We start from the raw sequence: 26893 nt of genomic DNA, 5'->3' as shown, positions 1-26893 counted from the left end.
GCTCGATCCTAGACCGGCCCGCCGGGCGCTCCGCCGGCGCGGCTCAGCGGCGCCGGGTCCGGATCTTGATCTCCGGCCCGTAGTGCGACTGGAGGCTGCCGTCGGCCACCTTCACGAAGACGCGGTAGCTGCCGCCCTTGCGGATCGTCCCCCGCAGCTCGTAGCGCGAGAAGGTCGTGCCGCCGGCCGTCGTGCGACCGCCCTTGATCGTCTTCCACTTGCCGCGGTCGTTGCGCTGCAGGCCGACCTGGACGCCGTCGCGGGCCGGGTGGACCTTGCCCGAGAAGCGCAGCCGCGAGCCGCGGTAGACGCGGGTCTTGCGGACGCCGGTGTCGACGTCGATCAGCACGCCGGCCTGGACCACCGGGCTGATCGTCGGGGTCTTGTCGGTCGTCACCACCCGGTACTGGGTGTTGAGCGCGACGCCGAGCAGCGGGAAGGTGAAGGCGCCGGTGCTGCTGGTCAGCTGGACGTTGCCGACCGGCTGGAAGCCCGTCGTGTACGGCCACGGGTTCTGCTGCAGCTGGACCTGGCGGTTGCTGCTGCCGGTGCCGCCGAGCGTGCCCGCGATCACCAGCGGATCGCCGAACGCGATCGGGTTCGGGCTGGCGGCGACCGCGAAGCCGAGCGGCTGGCGCGGCGTCTTGAAGGTCCGGTCGACCCCGCGCGAGACGCCCTTGGCGTTCCGCGCCACCAGCCGGTAGTGGTAGACGGTGTTCGACTGCAGGCCGGTGACGGCGGCGGTCGCGGCGACCTTGGAGGTGCCGCCGCCGGCCGAGGCGGTCGCGGTCTTGGCGCCGTACTTCTTGGTCTTGCCGTACTCGAAGACGTAGCGGGTGCCGGCGCCGCCGGGGTCGATCGTGCCGGTCAGCGTGGCGCTCTGGGGGGTGATGCTCCCGGCCAGGCCGGTCGTGGCGACCGGCTGGGTGGCTGCTTGCGCGGTGGCCGGCGCGATCGCGACGATCGCGGCCGCGGCCACGGCGATGGGCGTGATGCGGGACATGGTTCCTCCTGGGGGGATGCGGTCGCGGACCGCGGAGGTGGTTCGAAGAGCCGGCCGCAGGGCCGGTATCGCCACGCTAGTCCACCCCCGCGGAGCGTGCGCCGTTTCCCCTGGAAGCGGGCTATCCGGCCGGTCGCGGGCGGGGCGCGCGGCGCCGCGGCGGCCCCTCCCACCAGCGGCTCGCCAGCCGCTCGTCGCGGCGGGCGGCGCGCGGTCGCGAGCGCGGCTGGGCCGCGGTCCGCAGCCACCGCGTTCCGCGTCGGACGGGCGGGCCGCCGCTGCCGGTCATGCGGCGCGGCGGGCGACCGGCGGAGCCGCGGCGGGCCGCGGACCGAGGGCGTCCAGCACCCGTTCGTGGCGTTCGGCGATCCGCGCCATCAGCGGCCCGACGTCGGGCACGACCGCCCGTTCGCGGGCCGCCGGCGCGCGGTCGCAGCGCAGCAGCACGACCGCGGCGAGGTCGTCGGCGGCGAGCGCCAGCGCCTCGATCCGGACGGCCAGCCGGTCGCGGCGGCGCCGGCGAACGTCCGGCAGCGGGGCCTCGGCCAGCTGGGCGCAGCTGCGCTGCAGCGCCTCGGCGTGGGCGATGACGTCCTCGGCGGCGGACGACCGCAGCGCGAGGGCGGCGAGGTCGCGGGCCTGCGTCAGCAGGTTCCCCGCGGCCGCGGATGGATCGGCGTCGGGCGGCGGGGCCTCGCTTCGGGCCCCAGCGCGGCGGACGGCGGTGCCGACCAGCGAGCTCTCCATGGGGCGACGCTAGAGCGACCGTCGGACGGAAACGCCCGGCGGCGCCCGGGTATGGTGTGGCCGTGGCCTCGTCAGCGCGGACGGCGCCTCGCCCGTCACCTCTCCCCGATCGTCCCGCGGCCCCCGCCGGCGGGCGCTCGCGCGTGGCCCAGGACGAGGACGAGCTGGCCGTCGACTTCACGATCGCGGCGATCGTCGCCGCCGTCTGGGTGATCGACCTGCTCGCCCTCGGGCCGGGAGGCCAGCCGCAGCCGCTGGCCTGGATCGCCGCCCTCGCCGGCTCGCTGCCGCTGGCCTTCCGCCGCCGCGAGCCGCTGGTCGTCGCGGCCGCGGTCTGGACGGTGCTGATGGTCCAGACCGCGCTCGGGGTCGACGCCGACGCCAGCGTCGTGCCGGTGGCGGCGATCGCGATCGCGATGTACGGGGTCGGCGCCTACGAGCCCGACGACCGCGCGCTGACCGGGCTGCTGGGGGCGCTGATGGCCGCCTACGCGCTGGTCCTCTCGACCCCGCGCCACGACGTCGGCGACTTCCTGATCGCCAGCGTCGCCTTCCTGGTCCCGATCCTCGCCGGCCGCGTGGTCCGTCGCCGGCGCGCGGCCCAGGCACCGGCCGCCGACGCGCTCCCGCCCGAGGTCGCCGCGGCCCGCGGCAGCGTCGCGCTCCAACGGACCCAGATCGCCGGCGAGGCGCGGCGGGTGGTCGCGGCCGAGATCGCCCGCCTCGGTCCGCCCGACGCCGTCGCCCCGGCGCTGGCCGAGCTCGACCGCCTGACCGACCTGCTGGGGATCGACGGCGACGACGACGAGCCGCTGCCGGGGCTCGACGACCTCGAGGCGCTGGTCGAGCGGACCCGCGCCGCCGGCGGCGAGATCGAGCTGCGCCGCAGCGGCGACCCGCGGCCGGTGCCGGCCGGGATCGGCCTGACCCTGCACCGGATCGCCGACGAGGCGCTGGCCAACGTGCTCCAGCACGCGCGGCCGCGGCGGGCGACGGTCGAGCTGCGCTGGACGCCGGACGCGATCGAGCTGGAGGTGCTCGACGACGGCCGGCCGCTGATCGACCCGCAGGGCGCCGGCGGCCGCGGGCTGCTGGCGATGCGCGAGCGGGCGACGGCCCACGGCGGCACCTTCTACGCCGCCCGCCGCGACGCCGGCGGCTTCCGGATCCGGGTCCGGCTGCCGCTCTGAGGGTCAGCCGCGGGCGACGACCCGCAACTGCTCGCCGTCGACGTCGACCACGTCGTCGTGGTGCAGCTGGCGGCCGCGGCGGGCCTCCGGCCCGCCGTTGACGGTCACCGGCAGCTCGGCCAGCAGCGCCTTCGCCTCGCCGCCCGAGCCGACCACGTCGGCCAGCTTCAGCAGCTGCCCCAGGCGGATCATGTCGCCGCGGATCTCGACGTCGCGCACCGCCCCATCGTCGCAGCCCGGCGCCGCTTGCGCGCTCCCCCATCGGCGCCGTTTAGGTCGAGTTGATCCCGGTCTGGAAGCGTGGATGCACGCGCTCGCCGCCCGCATCCCCCGTCGCGGGGAGCGCCCGCATCCCCCCGCCGCGCCTCCGGCGGACCCCTCCGTCCCCCCGCCTCGCGTGGCTCGTCGTCCATCCCCCACCCCTTCCGCCGGCCGGCTCGGCGCGCTCGACGGCCTCCGCGGGCTGGCCGCGGTCGGGATCGTCGCGGTCCACGTCTGGATGTTCGTCCTCGGCGACGGCGGCCGGCCCGAGCGGACCGGCGTCGACGTCCTGATCAGCCAGCTGCGGCTGGCGGTGCCGCTCTTCTTCGTCCTCTCCGGGTTCCTGATATTCCGGCCGTTCGCGGCTGCCGCGCTCGAGGGACGGCCGGCGCCGCCGCTGGTCCCCTACGCGCTGCGGCGGGTGGCGCGGATCGTGCCGGCCTACTGGGTGGCGATCCTCGGCAGCGCGGTGCTGCTGGCCTGGATCGGGCACCCGCAGGCGATCACCGTCCGCGAGCTGCCGAGCTTCCTGCTCTTCCTCCAGAACTACGACGCGACCACGGTCGGCGGCCTCAACCCGCCCAGCTGGACGGTCGTGGTCGAGGTCAGCTTCTACGCCGCGGTGCCGCTGGCCGGGCTGGCGGCGACCCGCTTCTGCCGCGGTCGCGCCCCGCGCACCCGCCGGCGGGCGCTGGCCGCGGCCTGCCTGGCCCTGATCGCCACCGGCGCGATCCTGTTCGCGCTCTCGAAGCTGCACGCGTGGCCGAAGACGGCGATCTACACGCTGCCGCTGCAGCTCGCCGCGTTCGGCGCCGGGATGCTCGTCGCGGTGCTCGTCCACGACCGCCGGGCCGGGATCCGGACGACGGTCCCGCTGGCCCTCGGCGGGCTGCTGCTGGTGGTCCTCGACGGCTGGTGGCACGGGACCACCGCCGGGCCGCTGATCCTGCGCCAGCTCGGCAACGACCTGCCGGCGACGCTCGGCTTCGCGCTGATCGTCGGCGCGATCGCGGTCGGCCCGCTGCCGGGCTCGGCGGCGCTCGCCCGCGGACCGCTGGAGTACCTGGGCCGGATCTCGTTCGGCCTCTACCTGTGGCACTTCCCGATGATCTACCTGCTGCGCGAGAGCGAGCGGTTCCCGACCACGCTGCTGGCCGCGCTCTGCCTGACGCTGGCCCTGAGCCTGACGCTGGCGATGCTCAGCTGGCACCTGATCGAGCGGCCGGCGCTCGAGCGGGCGCGGCGGGCGATCGCGCGCCGCCGGCGGCGGACCGCGCGGCTGCCGGCGGTCGTCCGCGACTGAGCCGTCAGCGGGCCCGCAACCGCTCGGCCAGCGGGCCCTGCTCGCCCGGGATCCGGCGTCGCAGCCACAGCGCGCTCGGCTGCTTGGCCGGCTCGTAGGCCGCGGTCACCGCCCGCAGCCGCGGCTCGTGCTCGCGGTGCAGGTGGTGGTTGGCCAGCACCAGCTCCCACTCGGGGTTGCCGACCAGGAAGGCGTGCAGCAGGTACTGCTCGTTCCAGTACCAGCCGCTCTCGAACCACATCCGGTGGTACTCGTAGGGCAGCAGGATGTCGTGGACGTGGACGAGCACCCCGGGCGCCAGCCGCGGCAGCACCTCGAGCACGATCCGGACCACGTCGCCGCCGGTGGTGACGACGTGGGTGGTGTCGACGAACAGCACGTCGCCGGCCCCCAGCTCGTCGAAGACCTCCAGCGGCACCTGCTCGGCCGCGGTCCGCTCCAGCCGCCCGTGGTCGCCGAGGCCGGCCTCGGTCGGGGCCCGCGGGAAGGGGTCGAAGACCCGCAGCTCGGCGGGATCGCCCTCGGCCGCGTTGCGCGCCAGCGCCGCGGCCCCGATCAGGGTCGAGACGCCCGAGCCCAGCTCGACCACCCGCCGCGGCCGCACGTGCCGCAGCAGCGCGTGCCAGGTGGCCCCGTCGAGCCCGTCGTAGAAGACCAGCAGCGCGGCCCGCTCGGCGGCGGTCGTGCCGGGGATCGGCGGGGGCGCGAACTCGGCCAGCAGCGGCCGCAGCGGTCCCTCCAGCAGCGTCAGCCCCGGCGCCGGATCCCAGGCCACGCCCGGCATCGGGTGGCGGCGGCTCCAGACCGCGTCCGGCAGCCGCTCCCACTCCGGGATCGGGCTGTGGTACCAACGCTCGACCACCCGCTCGCGGTCGAGGTGGGCCAGCCGATAGCGGCCGCCGCGCTCCAGCAGCGAGCGGACCGCGCGACCGGCGGCGCGGCGGGCCCGCCGCCGCGCACGCGTGGCGGCGCCCCCCACGCCGTCCTCCATCGCTCAGCGGCCGCCGGCCACCGCGGGCAGGATCTGCAGCTCCTGGCGGTCGGCGACCGGGGTCCCGACGCCGTCGCCGAAGCGGATGTCCTCGCCGTCCAGGTAGACGTTGACGAAGCGGCGCAGGTTGCCGTCGTCGTCGGCCAGCCGCGAGCGCAGCTCGGGATGGGCCGCGAACAGCGCCTCGAGGGTGCCGCCGACGGTCTCGCCGTCGATCTTCAGCGTGCCCTCGCCGCCGGTGGCGTCACGCAGCTGCGTCGGGATCTTGACCGTGACCGTTGCCATCAGACCGCCACCTCCGTGCGGGTCTCCACGTCGTTCTCGAACTGCTCGAAGCGGGGATCGATCTCCGTCACCTCGAAGGTGCCGCGGACCACGTCGAGGGTCTTCAGGCCCTCGCCGGTGATCACGATCACGACCCGCTCGTCGGGGTCGATCCGGCCCGCGTCCGCCAGCTTCTTGAGCGTGGCGGTGGTGACGCCGCCGGCCGTCTCGGTGAAGATCCCGGTGGTCTCGGCCAGCAGCCGGATCCCGTCCTTGATCTCCTCGTCGGTGACGTCGGTGATCGTGCCGCCGGTCTTGCGGGCCAGCTCGATCGCGTAGGGACCGTCGGCCGGGTTGCCGATCGCCAGCGACTTGGCGATCGTGTCCGGCTTGACCGGGCGGCAGACGTCGTGGCCGGCCTCGAAGGCGGCGGCGACCGGGTTGCAGCCGAGCGCCTGGGCGCCGCTCATGATCGGCACCCGCGCGTCGCCCTCGATCAGCCCGAGGTCGATCCACTCCTGGAAGCCCTTGCCGATCTTCGTGAACAGCGAGCCGGAGGCGATCGGGGCCACGATCCGGTCGGGCGCGCTCCAGCCCAGCTGCTCGGCGATCTCGTAGGCCAGGGTCTTCGAGCCCTCGGCGTAGTACGGGCGCATGTTGACGTTCACGAACGCCCAGTCCTCGCGCTCGCCGGCGATCTCGGTGCAGAGCCGGTTGACGTCGTCGTAGTTGCCGCGGATCGTGACGATCCGGGCCCCGTAGACGCCGGTCGAGAGGATCTTCTGCTCCTCCAGGTCGGCCGGGATGAAGACGTAGGTCGGCAGGCCGAGGGCGGCGCCGGCGGCCGAGACCGCGCCGGCCAGGTTGCCGGTCGAGGCGCAGGCGAGGGTGCTGAAGCCCAGCTCCTTGGCGCGGGCGGCGGCGACGGCGACGACCCGGTCCTTGAAGGAGTGGGTCGGGTTGGCGGCGTCGTTCTTGACCCAGACCTCGCGCAGGCCCAGGCGGCGGGCCAGCCGGTCGGCCTTGACCAGCGGGGTGCCGCCAGCGGGCAGGCCGCCGTCGGTGGCGAAGTCGCCGGCGCCGGCCGGCGACCCGGCCGCCAGCGGCAGGAAGTCGGCGTAGCGCCAGATGCTGCGGGGGCCGGCCTGGATCCGGCGGCGGATCGCGTCGGGATCGCCGGCCGACGGATGCGGCGCGTAGGCCACCTCGAGCGGCCCGAAGCACTTCGTGCACACGAACTGCGCTTCGAGCGGGTAGGTGCTCGCACACTCGCGACAGATCAGGGACGTGGCAGCCATGGCTCCTCCGGATTGGTCGTTCGCCGTTGGTGTGGCGACGGTCCAGGAGGTCCAGCCACACATCTCTCTGGAATTGGCACCTGCTCGCGTCGGCGGGGATCGCGGGTGGTTGCCGGAGCTTCGTAGGGCCAGTCCCTCCACTCCTCTGGATGTGTCCAGCTATGTCCGCGGCGAAGAGTAGCAAGCGCCGGCGCGCGTCCGTGCAACCGGGGGTGGACCGCTAAGCTGGACGGACCGTGCCCGCGATCGACGAACCCCCGAGTCCCCGTGCCGTCGCTTCCGCGTCCCCGGCTGGGCTTCGGCACCCGGTCGCCTGAGCCCAGCGGCCCGCCGAGCGTCGAGCTCGAGGGCCCCCAGATCGACACGGTCGAGTCGCACGGCCTGCGCTGGATCAACGTCACCCGGCCCGGACGGCTGGAGCTGGCGTGGCTGCGCGAGCACTACGACTTCCACGCCCTCGACTACGAGGACGTCGCCTCGCGCAACCAGCGGCCGAAGGTCGACGAGTACGACGACTACCTGTTCGTCGTCCTCCACTTCCCCGACTACGACAAGACGATCGGGCGGCTGAACGCGGCCGAGCTGGACGTCTTCGTCGGGCCCGACTTCGTGATCACGATCCCGAACCGGCCGCTGCGGACGATCGACTACCTGTTCAGCCGCGTCGAGCAGCAGGAGAGCGAGCGCGAGCGCCACTTCGCCAAGGGCACCGGCTACCTGCTCTACCGGATCATCGACGAGTGCGTCGACGCCTCGTTCCCGATGCTGCGCAAGATCGGCAACAAGCTCGAGCAGCTCGAGGAGGACATCTTCGAGGGCCGCTCGAAGGAGATCGTCCGCGACATCTCCAACGCCAAGCAGGAGATCATCAACTTCCGCAAGATCGTCCGCCCGCAGCGGACGGCGCTGAAGGACCTCAACGCCGCGCGCCGCTACCTGGCCGAGGACCAGGAGCTGTACTTCGACGACATCAACGACGCGTCGGAGCGGATCTGGGACATGCTCGAGAACTACAAGGAGGTCTCCGAGGCGCTGGAGAGCTCCAACGAGTCGGTCCTCGCGCACGCCCAGTCGCACTCGTTGAACGTGCTGACGGCGATCAGCGTCGTGGTCCTGCCGCTGACCCTGATCGCGTCGATCTGGGGGATGAACGTGCGGGTCCCGGGCGAGGCCCAGTCGCACCCGTTCTTCGTCCTGATCGGGGTCATGCTGGCGCTGCTCGCCGGCATGATCTGGTGGTTCCGCCGCAACGACCTGCTGTAGCGGCGCGAGGGGCGCGTAGACGCGTCGGATCTCGCCACCTGGTTCGCTCGGCAGTACCGAGTACAGCTCTCGCTCCCCGGCGGCGACCTCCTCGGTCTACGCGCCCCTCGCATCCACTACAGAGGGGCGGCTGTTCAGGCGTTCGCCCGCAGCAGCACCAGGCAGTACTGGGTGCCGGTGCCCTCGATCCGCTCGATCGAGGCGCCGCCGTCGGCGGCCGCCTGCCGCAGCCGCTCGACGTCGATCGCCGAACCGCGCCAGGCCGGATCGTCCTGGCCGCGCGGCATCGTGCCCCGCAGCCGCCCGATCGTCCGCTGCCGCAGCGACGGCTTCGGGTACTCGCGGCGGTGGATCTCGGCGTCGTTGGAGACCTGGAACGCCGCCCAGCCGCCGGGCCTCAGCACCCGCCCGATCTCGCGCACGTAGCCGTAGGTGATCTCGGGATCGGGGATGTGCTGGAAGACGACGATCGAGACCACGACGTCGATCTGGTCGTCGCCGATCGCGCCGAGGCTGTCGCCGTCGCCGAGGTGGAAGCTGACGTTGTCGATCCCGGCGAGGTTCTCCTTCGCCCGGCTCAGCATCTCGGCGCTGACGTCGAGCGCGTGGACGTGGCCGGCGCGCTCGGCGGCGACCCGGCTGAGGCGACCGACGCCGCAGCCGATGTCGAGCACGACGTCGTCGGGGCCGATCTCGGGAGCGTCGAGGGTGGTCATCAGGACGTCGAAGTCCTCCACCCCCTTCTGCCAGAAGTCGTGGTCGTCGTCGGCCCCGTAGGCCCCGGACTTGTAGTCCATCCGGTTGTCGACGAAGTACTCGGCGTTCTCGCGGGCGCGCTCGTCCCAGTAGCGCGCCATGTGGCGGGAGTCGGTCACGCGGCGAACCGTACCCGTCGGCGGCCGTTCGCGGGAGGTGCGTTGCGCCGATCGTGCGCGCGGACGCCGTACGAACGCGATCTCGCCCTCCCGCCGCGAGCGAGCCGGCGATTCGACGTCGCCGGGACGTCCGATCGCGGACTCGCGGCGGCCCCCGCGCGAGACCGCGATCCGTCCGGGCGCCGTAGGGTGTGCTCCGTGCCCGCGCCCGAGGTCAGCGTCGTCGTCCCCGTCCGCGACGCCGCGGGCGATCTGCGGACCCTGATGGCGGCGCTCGCGGCCCAGGTCGAGCCGCCCCCGTTCGAGGTCGTGGTGGTCGACGACGGCTCCTCCGACGACGTCGACGGCGCCCTCGCCGGGGCGCCGTTCCCGGTCCGGCGGCTGGCCGTCGCCGCGCCCGGCGCCGCGCCGGCCGGCCCCGGTGCCGCTCGTGACGCCGCGGTCGCCGCCGCCGACGGCGAGCTGCTGGCCTTCACCGACGCCGACTGCCGGCCGGCGCCGGGCTGGCTGGCCGCGATCGTCGCCCCGCTGCGCGACGGCCCGTGCGTCGTCCAGGGACCGATCCGGGTGCCCGACGGCAGCGACGTCGGGCCGTTCGACCGGACCGTCCAGCGACCGTGGCCGAGCCCGCTCTTCGAGACGGCCAACCTCGCCGCCCGCCGCGCCGACGTGCGGACCGTCGGCGGCTTCGCCGGCGGCGTGCGGCCGCTCGGCGGCAAGGAGATGGGCGAGGACGTCGCCCTCGGCCGCGCGCTGCTGCGGGCCGGGCTGGCGCTGGCCTGGGCCCCGGACGCGGTCGTCGTCCACCCGGTCGAGCCGCGCGACTGGCGGGCCGCCGCCTGGGAGCGGGCCCGCAGCGGCGCCTTCTGCGCGCTGGTCGCCCGCTGGCCGGAGCTGCGCGCCGACCTGCTCCACCGGCGCTGGTTCCTGCTGCACGACCGGCCGGCGGCGTGGCTGGCCACGGCCGCGGCCGTCGGCGTCGTCACGGCGCCGCTGGCCCCGCGCGGGCGGCGGGCGGCGACGCTGGCCCTCGCCGGCGCGGCGAGCCTGCCCTACCTGCGGGGGCTCGACCGCCGCAGCCGCCGCTGGGGCCGCCGCCGGCAGCCGGCGATCGCCGCCGGGATGGCGGCCGGCGACGCGGTCGCCGGCGCCTCGCTGGCGGTCGGCTCGCTGCGCGAGCGGACGCTGGTGCTCTGACCGGCGGCGCGGGGCGCCGCCGGCCGGGGTTGATCGGGCCTCAGTCCAGCCGGCCGGGCCGGCAGAGGATCGCGACGTGCGGCAGGCCGTCGCGGCCGAGCAGCGCGCGGCGTCCGACGCCGAGCACCTTGTCCTTCAGCAGCTCGACCGGCGGGTGGCCGACGCCGAGCGGGATCGCGTAGGGGCGGCTCTGCTTCTGGATCTCGAAGCCGGCGGTGTAGATCATGTGGCGCAGGCCCTTGAGGTTCGGGTGCCACCACTGGACCAGCGCCGGGTCGCCGTCGAGCTGGGCGACCGGACGCCGCGGGTGCAGCATCGTCGTCCGCAGCCGCAGGAAGTCGGTCGAGAGGAACTCGCCGCGGGTGACCGAGCGGATCGCCTCGAGCGCGCGAACCGGGTCGCGGAGGTGCAGCAGCAGGCTGCCGCAGATCGCGAAGTCGAACTCGCCGACCTTGTCCGGGGTCAGGTCGTAGACCGAGCTGATCGTCCGCTTGACCTTCGAGTTCAGCAGCTTGTGGGCGGTCTGGAAGCCGTTGCCCTTCTCCTCGCCGACCATCACGTCGAGGGTCTTGGCGACGTGCGCCCGGCCGCGCGCGGGGACGTCCCACTGCGTGTGGTCGGGGATGTCGATCGCGACCACCTCGGAGGCGCCGCGGCGCTCCATCTCGAAGGCGAGGAAGCCGTCCCAGGTACCGACGTCCAGGCAGCGCTTGCCGGTCAGGTCCGGCCAGAGCATCTTGTCGAGGATCGGGCGGAGGTCGAACCAGCCCGGCGTCGAGATGCCGTGGGGCAGGTCGATCGTGTGGTACCAGAGCGGAACCGAATCGACCGCTCGGCGTACTTCGTCAGCAGTCGGCGTGGTCGCCGCAGAGGTCGCTTCGCTCATGTCGGGCACTGTACGGGCCGACGCCGCGACGCGCGAGCCCGGCCGTTCAACCCGCTTCGCGACGGGCCAGGATCAGGCAGCGGCCGCTGCCCGATCCCTCGATCCGCTCGACGATCAGGCGCTCCTGGTGGGCCGCCGCGGCGACGGTCTCCAGGTCGACCACCGTGCCCCGCCAGAGCGGGTGGCGGGCGACGCGATCGGGCACCGGCGCCTCGCCGGGCAGGGTCAGCGGCGGCGGCCGGTCGTGGAGGTCGAACAGCAGCGCGCCCTCCGGGGCGAGGATCCGCGCCAGGTCGGCGAGGCCGTCGAGCACCAGCTCGACCGTCGGCAGGTGACCGAGCACGCCGAGCGCGACGACCGCGTCGGCCGACGCGTTGGCCAGCGGCCGCAGGTCGCCGGCGTGGCCACCGTGCCAGCTGACGTTCTGGCGGTCGCGGTGACGGCGGCGGGCCGCCTCGACCATCGTCGGCGCCAGGTCGATCGCCACCACCGCGTCGGCGGCCTCGGCGAGGGCGCCGGTCAGCCGGCCCGCGCCGCAGCCGACGTCGACCGCCAGCCGCAGGCCGTCCTGCGGCCAGCCGACCAGCTCGCCGGCCGCGGCGAGGGTCGCGGCGCCGGCGGCCAGGAAGGCGTCCTCGTCGGCCGGCGGCGCGCCGCCGGGGACCGAGTAGCGGAGCGGGTCCTCGCGCGCCCGGGCCTCCCAGAAGCGCTGGATCCGCAGCAGGGCCGGGTCGTGGTCGAGGGGCACGCCGGGCGATGCTAGATGGTCCTCCTGTGCGCGCGGGTAACGGACGGCCGCCTCTGGTGTCTCCAGTCTCCGTGTCCGCCTCGCTCGAGTCCTCGTCGCCCACGGCCACCACGGCGCTGACGTCGACCGAGCGCCGGCGGCTGCAGGTGATCGTCAACCCGAACGCCACCACCACCAACGCCCGCCTGCGGAGCCTGGTGGTCCACGCGCTCGACCACCGCTACGAGGTCGGCGCGGTCGACACCGAGGCGCCCGGCCACGCGACCGAGCTGGCGCGGCGGGCGGTCGCCGACGGCGTCGACGCGGTCGTCACGCTCGGCGGCGACGGGACGGTCAACGAGGTCGCCAACGGCCTCGCCGGCAGCGGCGTGCCGCTGGTGCCGCTGCCGGGCGGCGCGACCAACGTCTACCACCGCCTGATCGGGATGCCGGCCGACCTGGTCGACGCCACCGAGCACGTGCTGGCGCTGGCCGACCGCTGGCAGCCGCGGGCGGTCGACCTGGGCCGGATCGGCGACCGCTGGTTCACCTTCGCGGCCGGGATCGGGCTCGACGCCGACGTCGTCAAGCGGGTCGACGCCAGGCCGCGGCTGAAGGCCCGCTTCGGCCCCTGGTTCTTCGCCACCGTGGCGGTCGCGACGTTCCTCCGCCGCTACACGGTGCGGCCGCCGCGGCTGGTGCTGGAGCGGCCCGCCGACGCGCCGCCGCTGGAGGGCGCGACCGCGGTCTTCCAGAACGCTCGCGAGTTCACCTACTTCGCCAGCTCGCCGGTGCGGCTGCTGCACGACGTGACGCTCGACTCGGGCCGGATCAGCGGCGCGGTCCTCCGCCACACCCGGCCGACGATCATGCCCGGCGTGATGCTGCGGGCGCTGGTGCCGAGCCTCGAGGTGACCGGCGCGCGGGCGATCGACGCGGCCAAGGACCTGACCGTCGCCACCCTCCGCAGCGCCGACGAGCGGACGCTGCCGTTCCAGGTCGACGGCGACTACGCGGGCCAGCTCAGCAGCGCCGAGCTGGGCGTCGGACCCGGCGCGCTGCAGGTCGTCTCCTAGCCCAGGCTCGGGTCGGGCTCGGCCTCGAAGGCGACGTGCGGGACGGCCATCGCGCCCTTCGCGTCGAGCGTGTAGAAGGCCCGCGACACGATCCGGTAGCCGGCCTGGTGCAGCCACTCGCGGAGGCCGGCGACGTTCGCCTGCCACCAGCCGTAGTCGGTGTAGCCGGTCTGCAGCCGGGCGGCGGGGCGGCGCGGCGAGACGACCGAGAGCCGGACGCTGATCTCCTCGGCCACCAGCAGCCGGCCGCCGGGGCGGAGCACCGTCCGGACCGCCTCGAGCGCGCCGATCGGATCGCGGACGTGGAGCAGCAGGTCGCTGAGGACGATCCGGTCGAAGGTCCCCCCCGTGCGCTCGGGCGAGATCTCGTAGATCGGGGTCAGGACCCGCTCGACCCGTGAGTCGCGCAGCCGGTGGGCGAGCTTGAAGCGGACGCCCGGCTCGGCGTCGCCGCCCTCGGCCAGCAGCCGCGGACGGTTGCGGGGCGGCCACTCGGCCTGGTCGAACCGCTCCAGGTCGATCGCCGCCACCCGCGCCGCGCCGCGCTCCTCCATCGTGAACGCCCAGTAGCCGTCGAAGGTGCCGACGTCCAGGCAGTCGAGCCCGCGGAGGTCGCCGGGCAGCAGCACCGGCGCCATCGAGCGGTGGTCGACCGTGCCGTCGCTGAAGACGCCCGGCCGCAGCTCGATCGTGTGGTACCAGGGCTGACCCAGCGCCTCGGCGAGCAGCGCCTCGTCGGCGCGCGGGTCGGCAGGCGTCTCGGCGTGTGGCACGGCCGGCAACCCTACTGACGCAGGCGCTCGCGGGCCGATCAGGCGGACGGCGTGATCCGGAAGGCGTCGAAGACCGCGTCGATGTTGCGCAGCCGGTTGATCGTCGAGCGCAGGACCTTCGTGTCCCCCACCTCGACCACGAAGCGGTTGCGGACCATCGGCGGCGTCGTCGTGCAGACCGCGCTGACGATGTTGACCCCGGTCTCGGCGAAGACCCGGGTCAGGTCCTCCAGCAGCCGGTGGCGGTCGTAGCCGTCGACCTGGATCTCGACCTTGAACGACTGCTGGTGGTGCCCGGCCCAGTCGACCGGCACGAACCGCTCCGGATCCTTGCGCAGCTGCTGGGCGTTCTGGCAGTCGTCGCGGTGGATCGTGATCCCGCGCCCGAGCGAGACGTAGCCGACGATCGGGTCGCCGGGGACCGGACGGCAGCACTTCGCCATCCGCAGCATCACGTCGCCGACGCCGTCGACGGTCACGCCGTAGCTGGAGGCGGTGCCGGTCGGCTGGCGACGGGCGACGTCGGGCCGCAGCAGCTGCTCGACCGGCCCGGCCGGCTGGTCGTCGGCCGCCTCGCCCTCCTTGAGGTGCTTGAGGACCTTGTTGACGACGACCCGCGGGCTGACCTTGCCGCCGCCGACCGCGATGTAGAAGTCGTCGGCCTTCTTGTAGCCCATCTCGTGGATCACGTCCGCCAGCAGCGGCGACCCCACGATCCGCTGGGCGGGCAGCCCGGCCTTGCGCAGCTGCTCCTGCAGCAGCTCGCGCCCCTGGTGCTCGGAGTCCTCGCGGCCAGCGGCCTTGAACCAGGCCTTGATCTTCGAGCGTGCGCGGCTGGTCTGGGCCAGCGAGAGCCAGTCGCGCGACGGCCCGCGCTCGCGGTTGGCGGTCAGGACCTCGACGATGTCGCCCGACCGCAGTTGGTAGCTGAGCGGGACGATCTTGCCGTTGACCTTCGCGCCGACGCAGCGGTGGCCGACGTCGGTGTGGACCTCGTAGGCGAAGTCGACCGGGGTCGCCCCGCGCGAGAGCGACTTGACGTCGCCCTTGGGGGTGAAGACGTAGACCTCGTCCTCGAACAGGGCGACCTTGAGGTCGTCCATGAACTCGGCCGGGTCGTCGTTGTCGCGCGAGGTGTCGAGCATCGCGCGCAGCCACGAGAACTTGTCGCCGTCGCCGGCGCCCTTGCCCTCGCCGCGGCCGGTCGTGGCCTCCTTGTACATCCAGTGCGCCGCGACGCCGAACTCGGCGGTCCGCTGCATCTCGTAGGTGCGGATCTGGATCTCCAGCGGCCGCCCCTCCGGCCCCACCACCGTGGTGTGGAGCGACTGGTACATGTTGGCCTTCGGCATCGCGACGAAGTCCTTGAACCGTCGCGGCAGCGGCTTCCAGAGCGCGTGGATGACCCCGATCGCCCCGTAGCAGTCGTTGACCGAGTCGACCACGACCCGCATCGCGGTCAGGTCGTAGATCTCGTTGAACTCGCGACCCTTGCGGGTCATCTTGAGGTAGATCGAGTAGAAGTGCTTGGCCCGGCCGGAGATCTCGGCGTCGATCCCGACCGCCTCCAGCTCCCGCCGCAGGTACTCGCCGGCCTTGGCGACGTAGCTCTCGCGCTCGCCCCGCTGCTGGTTGACCAGGCCCTTGATCTCCTGGTACTTGCGCGGGTGGAGGGTGGCGAAGGCCAGGTCCTCCAGCTCCCACTTGATCGCGTGGATACCGAGCCGGTGGGCGATCGGCGCGTAGACCTCGAGCGTCTCCTTCGCGATCTCCAGCTGCTTCGGGCGCTTGTGGTGCTCGAGCGTGCGGGCGTTGTGGAGCCGGTCGGCGAGCTTGATCAGGATCACCCGCACGTCGGCGGCCATCGCCACGACCATCTTGCGGTAGTTCTCCGCCTGCGCCTCGTCGCGGCTGGTGAACTGGATCCCGTCGAGCTTGGTGACGCCGTCGACCAGCAGCCGCACGTTGGCGCCGTAGCGGGTCTCGATCTCCTCCAGCTCGGCGGCGGTGTCCTCGACCGTGTCGTGCAGCAGCGCCGCGACGATCGCGTCGGTGTCGAGCCGCATCCCAGCGCAGATCTTCGCCACCTCGGTCGGGTGGGCGATGAACGCCTCGCCCGACTTGCGGCGCTGGTCGCGGTGGTGCAGGCAGGCGAAGCGGAACGCGTCGTCGACCCGGTCGACGTCGACCGCCGCCCGGTCGGCCTCGGCGTGCTCGGCGATCACCGCGTGCAGGTCGGCCCGCAGCGACAGCTCCTCGGCGGTCAGCGCGTCGACGCCGCGGTCGGCCTCCTCGGCCTGGTCGGGGGCGGCCGGCGCCGGCGGGACGTGGTGGCCGGCGGCCAGGTCGGCCGCGGTCAGCCCCAGCCGCTCGCGGGTCCGCTCGTCGGTGACCGGGACCGTGCCGCTGCCGTCGGCGTCCGCCGCGCCGTCGGCGCTCACCGCATCGGCGACGGCCGCGGGATGGTCGTGCCGCTCAGCCACCGCTGCCGCCCTTCGTGGCGCGCGGTCCACGCGCGGTGGGTGTCGCCGTCCTCGAGCGGCCGCACCGGACCGGGCGCGAGCGCCGCGATCCGCTCCTCGCGGTCGACCACGACCGCGCCCGACTCCTCGAGCACCCGCAGCAGCAGTCCCAGCCACCAGCCGGGCAGCTCGTCGCCGGCGAGCGCCGCGACGGCCGTCGGGCCGCCGTCGCGCAGCCGCCGGTACAGCGGCGTCGCGCCGGAGCGGAGGTCGTGTTCGCGTCGCAGCGCATCCACCGTGAATCGTAGCTCAGGGTCGCCCCAGGCCCGCCAGCGCGAGAGCCCCTCCAGGCCCTCGACCGCCGCCAGATGTACGGCGTCACTGGGCGGGTCGAGCGCGACCAGGTGGACGGTGCCGTCGAGCGCCCGCGGCGCCCGCGTCAGCGACCACCAGTCGGTGAGGGCGAAGCCGCCCACCACCGGGGCCAGCTGGCGGACGCGGCGGGCGGCGTCGGCGGTCACGACGGTGACCGCGTCGCCGCTGGCCACCAGCGCCGCGATCGCCGCCGCCGCGCCGGCCTGCGAGCGGTCGTCGAAGCCGTCGCGCCAGGCGCCGGGATCGCCCTCGTCGGCCGGCGGGAAGGGGTCGACGGCGTCGAGCACCGCCAGCGCCACGTCGGCCGCGTCGCCGTCGAGCCGATCGATCGCGGCCGGGGTCGGCGCGGCCAGCTCGCGGACCCGCAGCCGCGGGATCGTCGAGCCGCGGAAGCTGTGGCGCTCGAGCGCGTAGCTGCCGGCGATCGGCCCCTCGACGGCCGGCAGCCGGTCGCGGCCGAAGGCGACCGCCGCCACTCGCGAGCCGCCGCTGCGGAGGGTGAAGGCCAGGTGGGCGCCGGCCGCCCCGAGCGGCCGCGGCGACTCGGCCCAGCCGGCGGGGACCAGCAGCACCGGCTCCGGGTTGCCCTCGCCGAACGGGCCCAGCCGGCCCAGCTCCTCGGCCAGCGCCATCCCCAGCTGCTGGCCGCCGACGACCGCGTCGACCCGCTCGACGGGGACCAGGGCGAAGACGTCGAGGTGCTCGGCGGCGTAGGCGCTCAGCGCCGCCCGGAAGGCGGGGATCGCGGCGGTCGCCAGCGCGCAGCCGGCGGCGGCGCGGTGGCCGCCGTGGCGCGTCAGGTGCTCGGCGCAGGCGTCGAGGCCGGCCAGCAGGTCGAAGCCGGGCACCGAGCGGGCCGAGCCGGAGGCCTCCTCGCCGTCGACGCTCAGCAGCACCGCCGGCCGCTGGAAGCGCTCGGCGATCCGCGAGGCGACGATCCCGACCACGCCGGGGTGCCAGCCCTCGCCGGCCAGCACGTGGACGGGGACGTCGCCCTGCTCGGTCGCCTGGGCCTCGGCCTCGCGCAGGATCCGGGCCTCCAGCTCGCGGCGGTCGCGGTTGAAGCCGTCGAGCTGGTCGGCCAGCCGCCGGGCCTCGACCGGGTCGTCGCAGAGCAGCAGCGCGACGCCGGTGTCGGCGCGGCCGATCCGGCCGGCAGCGTTGATCCGCGGCGCCAGCCGGAAGCCGACGGCGGTGCTGTCGACGTCGGCGGGCGCGGTCGCGGAGACGTCGAGCAGCGCCCGCAGCCCGGGACGGCGGGCGTCGGTGATCGCCGCCAGCCCGCGGCGGACGATCGTGCGGTTCTCGCCGGTCAGCGGGACGACGTCGGCGATCGTGGCCAGGGCGACGACGTCGAGGTCGATGTCGGCCCCCGCCGGGTCCTCCCCCGCGGCGGCCAGGATCGCCCCGGCGAGCCGCCAGGCGACTCCCGCCCCGCACAGCTGCGGCGCCGGGTAGCGGGTCGCCGGCGGGGCGCCGCCGGGCGTGCCATCGGCGGCCTCGGCGGGCAGCCCCGGGTGGACCAGCGGCACCTCCGGCAGCCGGCCGTCGGCCCGCGGACGGTGGTGGTCGGTGATCACCAGGTCGAGGCCCAGCTCGCGGGCGAGCGCCGCCTCGTCGACCGCGGTGATCCCGCAGTCGACGGTCACCACCAGGCCGGCGCCCTCGGCGGCCAGCCGGCGGACGGTATCGGCGGCCAGTCCGTAGCCGTCGTCGATCCGGTGGGGCAGGAACCAGCTGGCGTCGGCCCCGATCTGGCGCAGCGCGCGGACCAGCGTGGCGGTCGCGCAGACGCCGTCGCAGTCGTAGTCGCCGTGGACGACGATCCGGCTGCCGGCGCGGACGTGCCCGACGACCACCTCGGCCGCGTCGGCCAGCCCCGCGAACGCCTCCAGTGGATGCCCCTCGTCGGCGGCCAGGAAGCGGCGGGCGTCGTCGGGATCGGCGAGCCCGCGCCGGACCAACACCTGGGCCGTGACGTCGCCGACGCCCAGCTCCCGCCGCAGCGCGGCGACGGCGGCCTCGGAGGCGGGCGGGATCTCGAACCGGACGTCCACGGACCCCGAGGCTACGGGGTCGGGACGACGGGATCGGCCGCCGACCCCGCGGCCGCGATCGGCGGCGGTGCTCAGGCCTGCCGCTGGGCCTCGGCGCGGGCGCCGAACAGCCACAGGCCGGCCAGCGCGACCACGCAGCCGGGGATGCCGAGCAGCGCCGTGACGACGTCGGTCTCGTCGCGGCTCGGCAGGCTGACGCCGCTGAGCAGGACCCCGCCGACGATCCCGCCGACGATCGAGATCGCGAACGCGCCGACGATGCCGCCGGCGAACTTGTCCGGGACGAAGACCGTGAAGTGCCACACGGCCAGCGAGATCAGGACCCAGGTCAGGATCGCCACGAGGAACCCTCCGTCGCGTCGTTGGTGGTCGTCGGGCGGCCGCTCATCGGGGCCTCCCGTGGCGCTTGTTGCTCTTGCTCTTGCGCGCGCCGCGCGGCTTCTCGTCCTTCATCACGACCTCCTCGGGGCTGAGGTCGGCCGCGCGCTCGGGCGGTGCGCCGGCGGCGTCCTCCTTCGCGGGGGCCTCGGGCTCCGGCGCGGCGGCCGCGGCCCGGCGCTGGCGCTTCTTCGGGGTCTGGGCCGGCGCCTCGTCGATCCCCAGGTCGGCGACCATCTGCCGGAACTCGTCGCTGGAGACCTCGTTGCCCTCGGGCTCCGGCGCGGTCAGGCGCGCGCGCTTCTCGCGCTGGGCGAAGGGATCGACCTCGCCGGTCTTGTTGCCCTCCGGGTAGGCGGGCAGGACCCCGCCGTTGGCCGCGATCAGCCGCTTGCGGCGGGCCTTGAAGGCCGGCAGCCGCTCGACCCACTCGGTCAGCACCGGCGAGGCGATGAAGACCGACGAGTAGGCGCCGGAGAGGGTGCCGATCAGCATCGCGAGCGCGAAGTCCTTCAGCGTGTCGCCGCCGAAGAGCAGCAGCGCCAGCGTCGGCAGGCCGGCCGAGAACGAGGTCACCAGCGATCGCCCGAGCACCTCGCTCATCGAGCGGTTGATGATCTGGCTGAAGGCCGCGGACGGCAGCCGTTTGAGGTTCTCGCGGACGCGGTCGAAGACGATGATCGTGTCGTACAGCGAGTAGCCGATGATCGTCAGCAGGGCGGCGACGGTCGAGGCGGTGACCTCGGCGCCGGTGAGGGCGTAGATGCCGGCCGTGATCAACAGGTCGTGGACGACCGCGATCAGGATCGGCATCGTGTACCGGAGCCCGAACCGGAACCAGATCACGAACGCGATCACCGCGAACGAGGCCAGGATCGCCACGATCGCCGACCGCGCCACCGTCTTGCCGAAGGTCGGCCCGACGGTGTTGGTGTCGAGCTGGGCCGGGTTGACGCCGAGCTTCTGCAGCTCGTTGGTCACCCGTCCGAGCCGCTGGCGGTCGAGCGCCTCGGTGGCGATCTGGAAGGTCGTGCCGCCGGCGCGCTGACGGGCCGCCTCGCCGGTCAGCTGGACGGTCTGGATCTTGGCGTCGGCGAGTCCGACCGGCCGCAGCGCGTCGCGGACCTGGTCGACGCTGGTGCCGGCGCGCGCGGTCGCCTTGATCTGGGTGCCCGACTCGAAGTCGATGCCGAAGTTCAGGCCCTTGGCGCCGATCGCGATCGCGCCGATCGCCAGGATCACGCCCGACATCGCGAAGAACCACTTCGACGCCTTGACGAAGTCGTAGCGATGCCAGATCGGGTTGCGCTTGCGGGCGCCGAGCATCGTCGGGTGCGTGATCAGCCGCGAGCGGCCCACCAGCCCGAGGATCGCCCGCGTCAGGGCGATCGCCGTCAGCATCGAGATCAGGACGCCGATCCCGAGGTTGAGCGCGAAGCCCTTGACCCCGGCCGTCGCGACCATGAAGAGGATGAAGGCGACGAGGAACGTGATGACGTTGCCGTCGATGATCGCCGACAGGCCCTTGCGGTAGCCGTCCTTGATCGCGCGTGGGACCGATCGTCCCGCCTGCAACTCGTCCTTGACGCGTTCGAAGATGACGACGTTGGCGTCGGCGGCGACGGCGATCGTCAGGATCAGGCCGGCGATGCCCGGCAGCGTCAGGACGATCGGGATCAGCTTGACGAGCGCCAGGAAGAAGAGCGTGTAGGCGGCCAGGCCGACGATCGCGATCAGGCCGAGCGCGCGGTAGAACGCGAGCAGGAACAGCGCCACGCCGATGAAGCCGACGATGCCGGCGATCAGGCCCTGGTCGAGGGCCTCCTGGCCGAGCGTCGCCGAGACCTGCTGCTGCGAGATCAGGTTCAGCTCCAGCGGCAGCGAGCCGCTCTTCAGCTGGTTGGCCAGGGTCTGGGCCGACTTGACCGTGAACTGGCCGGAGATCTGCGACCCGCCGGCCCCGCTGATCCCGTTCGGGTTCTCGTTGAAGTCGATGTACGGGGTCGTGACCAGCTTCTGGTCGAGGACGATCGCGAAGTGGTTGCTGCAGCGCTGGGCCTGCTGCTGCCGCGTCTCGCCGGCCTGGGGCACGCAGTTGTCGCGGCCGCGGTCGACGATCGCCTTCGTCGTGTCCTTCCAGATCTTCTGGCCGCGGTCGCTGAACTCGAAGCTGACGACCGGGCGGTTGGCGGCGCCGGGCGAGGTGTCGAAGGTCTGGGCCGGGTTGCGGACGTCCTCGCCCTCGAGCGCCGCCTGGTCGCGGAGCACGAACCAGCGCGAGTTCGGCAGCGCGATCGGGTCGCCCTTGAAGTCCTTGTTCTCCGGATCGTCCTCGGCCTCGACGACCCGGTAGCCCTGCGGCACCTTGACGTAGCGCAGCGGCTTCGCGTTGCCGTCCGCGGCCAGCCGCTTGGCGGCGTCGGGGATCTGGGTCCGCAGCCCGCGCAGGGCGCGCTGGACGTTGCTGCTCTTGTCCAGCTCCTGGGTGCTCCGCTCGGGACCGGCCAGGACCGCCTTGGTGCGGTCGTTGACCAGGTACCACTGGTCGGCCGAGACCTCCTTGCCGGTGTTCGTCGACTTGAGGTTCTTGGCCCGCATGACCGCCCCGTAGGCGGTGGTGGCGGCCGGCGACTGACGGCTGCCGCCGATCTGGGAGATCTGCGGATCGGCGGCGTTGATCTGCCCGTCCGGGCCGACGACGTTCGCCTCCCAGTCGTAGAACGCCATCTTCGCCGTCGAGCCGACGGTGTCCGCCGCCTCCTGCGGGTTGGAGACGTCCGGCAGCGCGACGTCGATCTGGCGGTCGCCGGAGCGCTGCAGCTCGGCCTCGGCCACGCCGAGGCTGTTGACCCGCTCCTGCATCACGTCGATCGTGCGCTGGAGCGTGGCCTCGTCGAGCGTCTCGCCCTTCGTCGGGCTGACCTCGTAGATCAGCTGGACGCCGCCCTTCAGATCGAGCCCGAGCTTCGTCGGCTTCGTCGCGAGCGCGACCGCCGACGCCGCGAGCAGGATGCCGACGGCGAGGAGGATGAGGAGGTTGCGACGACGATCGGTCATGGCGGGATTCGGAAGGGTACCCGTCGATCGGGCGGGCCGAGCCGCGGCCGAGCCGCGGACCGGCCTGCCGCTCGCCCGACCCAGGCGTGACGGGGATCACGCACGATAGGCCCTCGGACGGCGGCGCCGCCTTGCGGGTCCCCGCGGCCGCCCGCTTCTGGAGACAACGACGGACCCTGAATCAGCGATCGGGCAGCGTCAACCCGAGGTGCTCGAAGGCCAGCGGCGTGGCCACGCGGCCCCGCTGGGTGCGCTGGAGCAGGCCCTGCTGGAGCAGGTACGGCTCGTAGACGTCCTCGATCGTGTCGGCCTCCTCGCCGACCGCCGCCGAGAGCGTCGCCAGGCCGACCGGGCCGCCGGCGAACATCGCGCAGATCGCCCGCAGGATCTCGCGGTCGAGGCGGTCGAGGCCGAGCGCGTCGACGCCCAGCAGGTCGAGCGCCTGGCTGGCCGCGGCGGCCGTCACGCGGCCCTCGGAGCGGACCTCGACGTAGTCCCGCACCCGCCGCAGCAGCCGGTTGGCCACGCGCGGGGTCCCGCGGGCCCGGAGCGCGATCAGGATCGCCCCCTCCTCGTCGACCAGCAGGTCGAGCAGCCGCGCCGAGCGGTGGACGATCGAGACCAGGTCGTCGAGCAGGTACGGCTCGAGGCGCTGCTGGAGGCCGAAGCGGTCCCGCAGCGGCCGCGAGAGCAGCCCGGCGCGGGTCGTCGCGCCGACCAGGGTGAACGGCGGCAGGTCGAGGGTCACCACCCGCGCCCCCGGTCCCTGGCCGATCGTGACCGGCAGCTGGCGGTCCTCCATCGCCGGGTAGAGCGTCTCCTCCAGCGCCCGCGGCAGCCGGTGCAGCTCGTCGACGAAGAAGACGGAGCCCGGCTCGAGCGCGGTCAGCAGCGCGGCGACGTCGGCCTTGCGCTCCAGCGACGGCCCCGCCGTGAGCACGAACGGCGCCTCCAGCTCCTCGGCCAGGATCCGGGCCAGCGAGGTCTTGCCGAGCCCCGGCGGCCCGGCCAGCAGCACGTGGTCGAGCGACTCCCCGCGCCCGCGCGCGGCGTCGATCGCGATCCGCAGCTGGTCGCGGACGTGGTCCTGGCCGACGAAGTCGTCGAGCGAGCGGGGCCGCAGCGAGAGATCCTCGGCGTCCTCCCCCGCGCGCGCCGTCGGATCGGGCAGCCGGGTCGGCGTCCAGCCGTCGGCGTCGGCGGGGGTCCGGATCCCCTGCCCCTCGGGACGGCCGAGCGGGTCGGGCCCGTCGAAGCGCCGCTCGGCGCTCACTTGCGCGACCTCCGGAGGGCGTCGGCGATCAGCTCGGCGGCGGTCTCGCCCTGGGCGACCGCCAGCAGCGCGTCGACCTCGGCCAGCGGCAGGCCGAGGCCGAGCAGGCCCTCGCGTGCCTCGCCGGCCGGGCTGCCGGGCACGCCGGGCGCCGTCGCACCACGGCCGAGGCTGGCGTGGCCGGCCAGCTTCTCCTGCAGCTCGGCGACGATCCGCTCGGCCAGCCGCTTGCCGATCCCCGGCGCCTGCTGCAGCCGCTTGGCGTCGCCGGCCGCGATCCCGGCCGCGATCTCGTCCGGGGCGCCGCCCGAGAGCACCGCCAGCGCCATCTTCGGCCCGACCGCCTGGACCCCGACCAGCAGGTGGAAGAGGTCGCGCTCGGCGGCGTCGAGGAAGCCGTAGAGGGTCATCGCGTCCTCGCGCACGGCGAGGTGGCAGAGCAGCTCGACCTCGCTGCCGACCGGCGGCAGGGCCGCGATCGTCGTCGTCGAGCAGCCGAGCTGGTAGCCGACGCCGCCGGCGGTCAGCAGCACCACCGCGTCCGGCCGCCGCTCGTGGACGGTGCCCCGCAGGAGCGCGATCACGCCGGCAGCGCCGACCGCAGCGGCGCGTGGTTGGCGTGGCAGATCGCCGCGGCGAGCGCGTCGGCGGCGTGGTCGGGCGTCGGCGGCGCGGCCAGCCGCAGCAGCGCCTGGACCATCCGCTGGACCTGGGCCTTGTCGGCCCCGCCGCGACCGCAGACCGCGCCCTTGATCTGCTGCGGCGTGTAGTCGCTGCACGGCACCCCGCGCTGGGCGGCGGCGAGCATCGCCACCCCCCGCGCCTGGCCGACCGCGAGCGCGCTGGTGGCGTTCTTGCCGAAGTAGAGGGATTCCATCGCGAGCGCGTCGGGAGCGTAGTGGTCGAGCAGGTCGGCGACCGCCTGGTGGATCCGGTGGATCCGCGACGGCAGCGACTCGCCGGCCGCGGTCGCGATCACGCCGCCGTCGAGCGCGACGAGGGCGCTGCCGCGCCGCTCGACGACGCCGAAGCCGGTGTTGGCCAGGCCGGGGTCGATGCCCAAGACGATCACCACGCCACCATTCTGCGCGGAGCGTCGGACGCCTGCACGCGAACGTGCGTTCCTGTCCCGCTCACGGCGCCGACAGGGCGGGACGGCCGGCGGCGAGCCGCGCGGTCCGCTCGACGGTGGCGCGGAACTGCCGCTCGTCGAGGCCGGCCGCCGTCGTCCGCCCGTCGGCGACCAGCCGCGCCCGCAGCGGCTCGTCGGCGGCCAGCGCACGGACCGCGGCGGCGATCGCCCGCGGGTCGTCGGGCGGGACCACGAGTGCGTTCTCCCCGTCGCGCAGGTACTCCGACTGGCCGCCGATCGCCGTCGCCACCACCGGCCGCCCGTGGGCCATCGCCTCCAGCGGCACCAGGCCGAACGGCTCCGACCAGCGGACCGGGAAGAGCAGCGCGTCGTGCTCGTCGAGCAGCTGCGGCAGCTGGTCGTGCGGGACCGCGCCCCGCAGCTCGACCCGGTCGCCGAGGCCGAGCCGGGTGGCCTGCTCGCGGAGCGCGGCGGCGACCTGGTCGTCGCCGCCCCCGGCGACGGTCAGGCGCGTCTCCGGCGGCAGCTGGGCCAGCGCCGCGACCGCGACGTCGACGCCCTTGCGGGGATCGAGCCGGCCGAGGCAGAGCAGCCGCCCCCGCCACGGCCGCGGCGGCCGCGGCGCGTCGGGCAGCGCGACGCCGGGCGCCGCCACCCGCCAGCCGGGCGGGATCGAGCGGGTCCGGACCAGCTCGTCCGCCAGCTGCAGCGAGTTCAGCAGCACGTGGCCCTCGGCCCCCCGCGGCCGGTCGCTGCCGAGCGCCCGCGCGAGCGGCCCGCGGAGCTTCGGCAGCGGCCGCAGGGCGCGGGCGAAGCGGTCGACGACCGGCCCGTAGATCGGCCAGCGGTCGTGGACCACGAAGACGGCGGGGATCCCGGCCCGGCGGACCGCCCCGACCAGCGACAGGCTCATCCCGCCCATCGCCCAGAAGAGCACCACGTCGGGGCGGTGGGCGGCGAGGGCGGCGCGCAGGACCCGGTGGTTGTGGCGTTCGAGGGCGACCACCCGGCGCGGACCGAGCCGCGGGAAGCCGTGGTCGCGCCAGTACCAGCGCAGCGCGCGCTGCACCGGATAGGGATGGTCGTCGGCCCCGGCAGCGGGCTCGCGGTGGTCGGTGACCAGCGTCCGGACCGCCCAGCCACGGTCGTGCAGCCAGCGGTCGGCGCCGTGGTGGACCAGCTCGTAGCCGCCGAGGTGGTGCGGCGGGTAGAGGTTGGAGATCGCGAGCGCGCGCGGCGCGTGGGTCATGCGCGTGCCCGCGGCCGCGGCGGCCGTCGGCCTCAGCCGAAGACGCGCTCGAGGACCTCGTCGTCGACCTCGAAGTTCGCGTGGACCTCGCTGACGTCGTCGTTGTCGTCGAGCGTGTCGATCAGCTTCGCGAGCTTCGTCGCCTGCTCCTCGTCGAGCGGCGTCCGGACCTGCGGGCGGAAGACGAGCTCGGCCCGCTCGTACTCGATCCCGGCGGCGTCGAGCGCCTCGCGGACGGCGGTCAGGGCCCCGGGCTCGGTGATCACCTCGAAGGTGCCCTCGTCCTCCTCGATGTCGTCGGCGCCGGCCTCGATCGCGACCATCAGCGCCTCCTCGTCGTGCTTGCTGCCGTCGACGACGACCACGCCCTTCTTGTCGAAGAGGTAGGCGACCGAGCCGGGCTCGCCGAGCGAGCCGCCATGCTTGGAGAACATGTGCCGCACCTCGGAGCCGGTGCGGTTGCGGTTGTCGGTCAGCGCCTCGACCAGCACGGCGACGCCGCCCGGACCGTAGCCCTCGTACATCACGGCCTCGAAGTTGGCCGCGTCGGCGCCGGCACCGGTGCCCTTGTCGATCGCCCGCTGGATGTTGTCCTTGGGCATCGAGGCGTCCTTGGCCTTCTGGATCGCCAGCGCCAGGGCCGCGTTGCCGACGGGGTCGCCCCCGCCCTCCTTCGCGGCCACGGTGATGTGGCGCGCGAGCTTGGTGAAGAGCTTGCCGCGACGCGAGTCGACGATCGCCTTCTTGTGCTTGATCCCCGCCCACTTGGAGTGCCCGGCCATGCGCTCCAGCGTACCGCGGGGCCGGTCGGCACGGCGCTGCGGACGGCGGAGGAGCGACGGCGGGTCCTCGACGGCGCACCCCCCGTGGCGCGGCCGAGGACCCGCGGTCCCGGTCTCAGGTTGCGTGACGCTGTCGGGGACCGTCGCGGCGATCGATCCGGCCGACCCGTTGGGCGGCCACGTGACCCCCCGGACACGTGGCGCAGCCGGGTCGGCCGGCGATCACGTCGTCGATGGTCCCAGGTCCCACCCCCGGATCACCAGTGGGGTGCCCACCCCACTCTTTTCCCCCGCTCGACCCTGGAGATCGGTG

At 74.4% G+C, this 26893-nt stretch carries 24 protein-coding genes and 1 riboswitch; of the genes, 5 read left to right on the top strand and 19 right to left on the bottom strand.

All coding sequences use genetic code 11. The annotated features are described in order from the left end of the window. Positions 1–43: 43 nt before the first annotated feature. Both SH587_RS16360 and SH587_RS16355 read right to left on the bottom strand, forming a co-directional pair. A complete protein-coding gene (locus SH587_RS16360) occupies positions 44–1003 on the bottom strand; it encodes a fibronectin type III domain-containing protein (RefSeq protein WP_320671707.1) in 960 nt (319 codons plus the stop codon). 285 nt (positions 1004–1288) lie between these two features. Further along, complete coding sequence (locus SH587_RS16355) at positions 1289–1750, bottom strand: hypothetical protein (protein ID WP_320671706.1); 462 nt, start codon at positions 1748–1750, stop codon at positions 1289–1291. 143 nt (positions 1751–1893) lie between these two features. Here SH587_RS16355 and SH587_RS16350 point away from each other — a divergent pair, with 143 nt between their 5' ends. Further along, complete coding sequence (locus SH587_RS16350; RefSeq protein WP_320671705.1) at positions 1894–2940, top strand: sensor histidine kinase; 1047 nt, start codon at positions 1894–1896, stop codon at positions 2938–2940. A 3-nt stretch (positions 2941–2943) separates the two neighbouring features. Here SH587_RS16350 and SH587_RS16345 read toward each other — a convergent pair whose 3' ends face one another. Next, complete coding sequence (locus tag SH587_RS16345; protein ID WP_320671704.1) at positions 2944–3159, bottom strand: RNA-binding S4 domain-containing protein; 216 nt, start codon at positions 3157–3159, stop codon at positions 2944–2946. Positions 3160–3337: 178 nt separating this feature from the next. On the opposite strand from SH587_RS16345, the gene SH587_RS16340 reads away from it, so the two are divergent. Further along, on the top strand, positions 3338–4504 hold the full coding sequence (locus tag SH587_RS16340) for an acyltransferase family protein (protein WP_320671703.1): 1167 nt from the start codon (positions 3338–3340) through the stop codon (positions 4502–4504). A 4-nt stretch (positions 4505–4508) separates the two neighbouring features. On the opposite strand, the gene SH587_RS16335 is transcribed toward SH587_RS16340, so the two are convergent. Genes SH587_RS16335 through thrC form a run of 3 tightly spaced genes read right to left on the bottom strand, consistent with a single transcriptional unit; the run spans position 4509 to position 7057 of the window. Further along, entirely contained in the window at positions 4509–5483 is a 975-nt protein-coding gene (locus tag SH587_RS16335; RefSeq protein ID WP_320671702.1) for a class I SAM-dependent methyltransferase, read from the bottom strand. Between the two features lie 15 nt (positions 5484–5498). Then, the gene (locus tag SH587_RS16330; protein WP_320671701.1) at positions 5499–5780 is read right to left on the bottom strand and encodes a ubiquitin-like small modifier protein 1; all 282 of its coding nucleotides are present in this window, start codon (positions 5778–5780) and stop codon (positions 5499–5501) included. Next, positions 5780–7057: a threonine synthase gene (gene thrC, locus SH587_RS16325; RefSeq protein ID WP_320671700.1), complete on the bottom strand. Its 1278-nt coding sequence runs from the start codon at positions 7055–7057 to the stop codon at positions 5780–5782. Before thrC ends, SH587_RS16330 begins: the two co-directional genes overlap by 1 nt. A 56-nt stretch (positions 7058–7113) precedes the next feature. Then, a riboswitch (SAM riboswitch) is annotated at positions 7114–7213 on the bottom strand. 111 nt (positions 7214–7324) lie between these two features. Here thrC and SH587_RS16320 point away from each other — a divergent pair. Next, positions 7325–8320 carry a magnesium transporter CorA family protein gene (locus SH587_RS16320; protein WP_320671699.1) on the top strand — a complete coding sequence of 332 codons (996 nt, stop codon included), beginning with the start codon at positions 7325–7327 and terminating at the stop codon, positions 8318–8320. A 134-nt stretch (positions 8321–8454) separates the two neighbouring features. Here SH587_RS16320 and SH587_RS16315 read toward each other — a convergent pair whose 3' ends face one another. Then, the gene (locus SH587_RS16315; RefSeq protein ID WP_320671698.1) at positions 8455–9195 is read right to left on the bottom strand and encodes a class I SAM-dependent methyltransferase; all 741 of its coding nucleotides are present in this window, start codon (positions 9193–9195) and stop codon (positions 8455–8457) included. A 198-nt stretch (positions 9196–9393) separates the two neighbouring features. On the opposite strand from SH587_RS16315, the gene SH587_RS16310 reads away from it, so the two are divergent. Then, positions 9394–10392, top strand: a complete 999-nt coding sequence (locus tag SH587_RS16310) for a glycosyltransferase (protein ID WP_320671697.1) — start codon at positions 9394–9396, stop codon at positions 10390–10392. Positions 10393–10432: 40 nt separating this feature from the next. On the opposite strand, the gene SH587_RS16305 is transcribed toward SH587_RS16310, so the two are convergent. Together SH587_RS16305 and SH587_RS16300 are read right to left on the bottom strand one after the other, a co-directional pair. After that, positions 10433–11278, bottom strand: a complete 846-nt coding sequence (locus SH587_RS16305; protein ID WP_320671696.1) for a class I SAM-dependent methyltransferase — start codon at positions 11276–11278, stop codon at positions 10433–10435. A 46-nt stretch (positions 11279–11324) separates the two neighbouring features. Beyond that, complete coding sequence (locus SH587_RS16300; protein ID WP_320671695.1) at positions 11325–12026, bottom strand: class I SAM-dependent methyltransferase; 702 nt, start codon at positions 12024–12026, stop codon at positions 11325–11327. A 71-nt stretch (positions 12027–12097) separates the two neighbouring features. On the opposite strand from SH587_RS16300, the gene SH587_RS16295 reads away from it, so the two are divergent. Next, on the top strand, positions 12098–13081 hold the full coding sequence (locus SH587_RS16295; protein WP_320671694.1) for a diacylglycerol/lipid kinase family protein: 984 nt from the start codon (positions 12098–12100) through the stop codon (positions 13079–13081). Here the strand turns inward: SH587_RS16295 and SH587_RS16290 are convergent. The 10 genes from SH587_RS16290 to SH587_RS16245 all read right to left on the bottom strand — a co-directional run bounded on the left by SH587_RS16290 (position 13078) and on the right by SH587_RS16245 (position 26580). Next, a complete protein-coding gene (locus SH587_RS16290; protein WP_320671693.1) occupies positions 13078–13854 on the bottom strand; it encodes a class I SAM-dependent methyltransferase in 777 nt (258 codons plus the stop codon). The two genes, SH587_RS16295 and SH587_RS16290, sit on opposite strands and share 4 nt — an antisense overlap. Before the next feature lie 38 nt (positions 13855–13892). After that, on the bottom strand, positions 13893–16337 hold the full coding sequence (locus tag SH587_RS16285; RefSeq protein ID WP_320671692.1) for a RelA/SpoT family protein: 2445 nt from the start codon (positions 16335–16337) through the stop codon (positions 13893–13895). Beyond that, entirely contained in the window at positions 16292–18748 is a 2457-nt protein-coding gene (gene recJ, locus SH587_RS16280) for a single-stranded-DNA-specific exonuclease RecJ (RefSeq protein WP_320671691.1), read from the bottom strand. The genes SH587_RS16285 and recJ overlap by 46 nt, the downstream gene beginning before the upstream one ends. Positions 18749–18819: 71 nt before the next feature. Beyond that, a complete protein-coding gene (locus SH587_RS16275) occupies positions 18820–19089 on the bottom strand; it encodes a hypothetical protein (RefSeq protein ID WP_320671690.1) in 270 nt (89 codons plus the stop codon). Positions 19090–19132: 43 nt separating this feature from the next. Continuing rightward, the gene (gene secD, locus SH587_RS16270) at positions 19133–22183 is read right to left on the bottom strand and encodes a protein translocase subunit SecD (protein ID WP_320671689.1); all 3051 of its coding nucleotides are present in this window, start codon (positions 22181–22183) and stop codon (positions 19133–19135) included. Positions 22184–22364: 181 nt separating this feature from the next. Further along, positions 22365–23396, bottom strand: a complete 1032-nt coding sequence (ruvB, locus tag SH587_RS16265) for a Holliday junction branch migration DNA helicase RuvB (protein WP_375341778.1) — start codon at positions 23394–23396, stop codon at positions 22365–22367. A 56-nt stretch (positions 23397–23452) separates the two neighbouring features. Beyond that, the gene (gene ruvA / locus SH587_RS16260) at positions 23453–24040 is read right to left on the bottom strand and encodes a Holliday junction branch migration protein RuvA (protein ID WP_320671687.1); all 588 of its coding nucleotides are present in this window, start codon (positions 24038–24040) and stop codon (positions 23453–23455) included. Beyond that, entirely contained in the window at positions 24037–24531 is a 495-nt protein-coding gene (ruvC, locus tag SH587_RS16255; RefSeq protein WP_320671686.1) for a crossover junction endodeoxyribonuclease RuvC, read from the bottom strand. Before ruvC ends, ruvA begins: the two co-directional genes overlap by 4 nt. A 58-nt stretch (positions 24532–24589) precedes the next feature. Beyond that, entirely contained in the window at positions 24590–25798 is a 1209-nt protein-coding gene (locus SH587_RS16250) for a glycosyltransferase (protein ID WP_320671685.1), read from the bottom strand. A 32-nt stretch (positions 25799–25830) separates the two neighbouring features. Then, on the bottom strand, positions 25831–26580 hold the full coding sequence (locus tag SH587_RS16245) for a YebC/PmpR family DNA-binding transcriptional regulator (protein ID WP_320671684.1): 750 nt from the start codon (positions 26578–26580) through the stop codon (positions 25831–25833). Positions 26581–26893: the final 313 nt, after the last annotated feature.

This window comes from Patulibacter defluvii, assembly GCF_034096925.1.
In the GTDB taxonomy this organism is placed as follows: Bacteria; Actinomycetota; Thermoleophilia; order Solirubrobacterales; family Solirubrobacteraceae; genus Patulibacter; species Patulibacter defluvii.
This window is presented reverse-complemented; position numbering and strand designations above follow the sequence as displayed.

Excerpts from the sequence above, each read along its gene's own strand:
- SH587_RS16245 (WP_320671684.1), bottom strand. The coding sequence starts at position 26,580 with ATGGCCGGGCACTCCAAGTGGGCGGGGATCAAGCACAAGAAGGCGATC.
- SH587_RS16250 (WP_320671685.1), bottom strand. The coding sequence starts at position 25,798 with ATGACCCACGCGCCGCGCGCGCTCGCGATCTCCAACCTCTACCCGCCG.
- SH587_RS16305 (WP_320671696.1), bottom strand. The coding sequence starts at position 11,278 with ATGAGCGAAGCGACCTCTGCGGCGACCACGCCGACTGCTGACGAAGTA.
- SH587_RS16330 (WP_320671701.1), bottom strand. The coding sequence starts at position 5,780 with ATGGCAACGGTCACGGTCAAGATCCCGACGCAGCTGCGTGACGCCACC.
- SH587_RS16355 (WP_320671706.1), bottom strand. The coding sequence starts at position 1,750 with ATGGAGAGCTCGCTGGTCGGCACCGCCGTCCGCCGCGCTGGGGCCCGA.
- secD (WP_320671689.1), bottom strand. The coding sequence starts at position 22,183 with ATGACCGATCGTCGTCGCAACCTCCTCATCCTCCTCGCCGTCGGCATC.
- SH587_RS16360 (WP_320671707.1), bottom strand. The coding sequence starts at position 1,003 with ATGTCCCGCATCACGCCCATCGCCGTGGCCGCGGCCGCGATCGTCGCG.
- thrC (WP_320671700.1), bottom strand. The coding sequence starts at position 7,057 with ATGGCTGCCACGTCCCTGATCTGTCGCGAGTGTGCGAGCACCTACCCG.